Below are 1726 nucleotides of genomic sequence, written 5' to 3'. Positions count from 1 at the left end.
TTGCAATATGCTTCCCGCTGTGTGCGCCGTCCCCCCCGTGGGCCGCGCCGCCGCCGCGCGGGGGGCGGCGGGTTCGGGTTGCCGGGGGCCCTCGGCCTGAGCCTGACCACCGTCAACCTCCTCGGCCCCGAAGACGCCGGCGTCGCCTCCGCCGCCGAGCTCACCCGCACCCCCCGCGTCCAGCTCACCTCCGCGGAGACCAGGACGCAGTTCACCGCCTTCCCTCGCGAACTCCAGCTCCCCGAAGTCCCGGCCGTGCCCGGCCTGCCGCAGACCCTCGAGGACGTCGTCCCGTGGGTGGAGAACAGCCTGGCCCAGTTCATCCCGCCGCCCCCGCCGCCGCGCCCGACCACCGTTCGCCCCGCCGCGGGAGTGCTGACCTCCGGCTACGGCTACCGCTGGGGCGCCATGCACGCGGGTCTGGATTTCGGCGACCCGCTCGGCGCGCCCATCCACGCCGTCACCGACGGCGTCGTGATCGAGGCGGGACCGGCCAGCGGCTTCGGCCTGTGGGTGCGCATCCTGCAGGACGACGGCACCGTCGGCGTCTACGGTCACATGCAGGACATCCTCGTCTCCGTCGGCCAGCACGTGGCGGCGGGCGACGTGATCGCCACCGTCGGCAGCCGCGGCTACTCCACCGGCCCGCACCTGCACTACGAGGTCCACGTGCCCGGCGTCGGCCCGGTCGACCCGGCGGGCTGGCTGGGCGCGCGCGGCGTCGACGTGCACTGACCCGCTTCAGCGCAGCCGCTCGGCCTCCCGGCTGAGCTGCACCAGGGTCGCGCTCAGCTGACGCAGCTCCTCACGGCTCGCCCCCTCCTCGACCGCCGTGGCCACGTCCTCGGCCGCGCAACGGGCGGCGAACCAGCGGTCGGCCAGATCGGCGGCCTCCTGGGCACTGAGGATCACCGAATCCTCCGGGATGCCGGTGCCTTTCACACTGTTGCGGTGCTCGTAGGCGCGCTGCCTGCACGACTGCCGGCAGTAGCGGCGCCGGCGCCCCGACTCGGACTCCACGATCTCCCGCCCGCACCACAGGCAGGCCAGCAAGCGCCGTGTCATGGGCCATGAGACTAGTGGGTCCGGTGGGAATCCGCGCGCGGACCCGGACGCCCCCGATCCCGGCCCCGCGCCGACCCCCGCGGCCCGGCCCCGCCCGACGGCCGCGAACCGTCGTGACCAGGCGGCGGACTAGAATGGAACGGTTCGCCGATCGCCGGTCGGGAACGAAGACGCGGATTCGAGCGTTGTCCTCACAGGCACTTCGGACAACCAGGGACACTCGGACACACAGGGAGAGGCACACCATGGCAGATCGCGTACTCCGGGGCAGTCGGCTCGGAGCGGTGAGCTACGAGACCGACCGCGACCACGACCTCGCTCCGCGCCGCATCGCCAGGTACCGGACCGAGAACGGCGAAGAGTTCGACGTGCCCTTCGCCGACGACGCGGAGATCCCGCCCACCTGGCTGTGCCGCAACGGCCAGGAAGGCACTTTGCTCGAGGGCACCACGCAGGAGGCCAAGAAGGTCAAGCCGCCGCGTACCCACTGGGACATGCTGCTCGAGCGCCGCAGCAAGGAGGAGCTCGAGGAGCTGCTCAAGGAGCGCCTGGAGCTGCTGAAGTCCCGCCGCCGCGGCTGACGACGCAACCGGCGAAGGAAAGGCGCGCCGGCCGCCACGGAACCCGGGCCAACGGATGTAAGGCCCGCCGCGCCCGCCCC

Annotated in this window: 3 protein-coding genes; 2 read left to right on the top strand and 1 reads right to left on the bottom strand. The window is 72.9% G+C overall.

Annotation, left to right across the window (positions count from 1 at the left end):
* Window positions 1-735, top strand: a complete 735-nt coding sequence (locus QH283_RS25780) for a M23 family metallopeptidase (protein WP_280505529.1) — start codon at window positions 1-3, stop codon at window positions 733-735.
* A 6-nt stretch (window positions 736-741) separates the two neighbouring features.
* Here the strand turns inward: QH283_RS25780 and QH283_RS25775 are convergent, their stop codons facing one another.
* Complete coding sequence (locus QH283_RS25775) at window positions 742-1065, bottom strand: hypothetical protein (protein ID WP_280505528.1); 324 nt, start codon at window positions 1063-1065, stop codon at window positions 742-744.
* A 245-nt stretch (window positions 1066-1310) separates the two neighbouring features.
* Here QH283_RS25775 and QH283_RS25770 point away from each other — a divergent pair, with 245 nt between their 5' ends.
* Window positions 1311-1646, top strand: coding sequence for an RNA polymerase-binding protein RbpA (locus tag QH283_RS25770; RefSeq protein WP_280505527.1), 336 nt, complete (start codon window positions 1311-1313; stop codon window positions 1644-1646).
* Window positions 1647-1726: the final 80 nt, after the last annotated feature.

The organism is Nocardia farcinica (assembly GCF_029867845.1).
Classification (GTDB): Bacteria; Actinomycetota; Actinomycetes; order Mycobacteriales; family Mycobacteriaceae; genus Nocardia; species Nocardia farcinica_A.
This window is presented reverse-complemented; position numbering and strand designations above follow the sequence as displayed.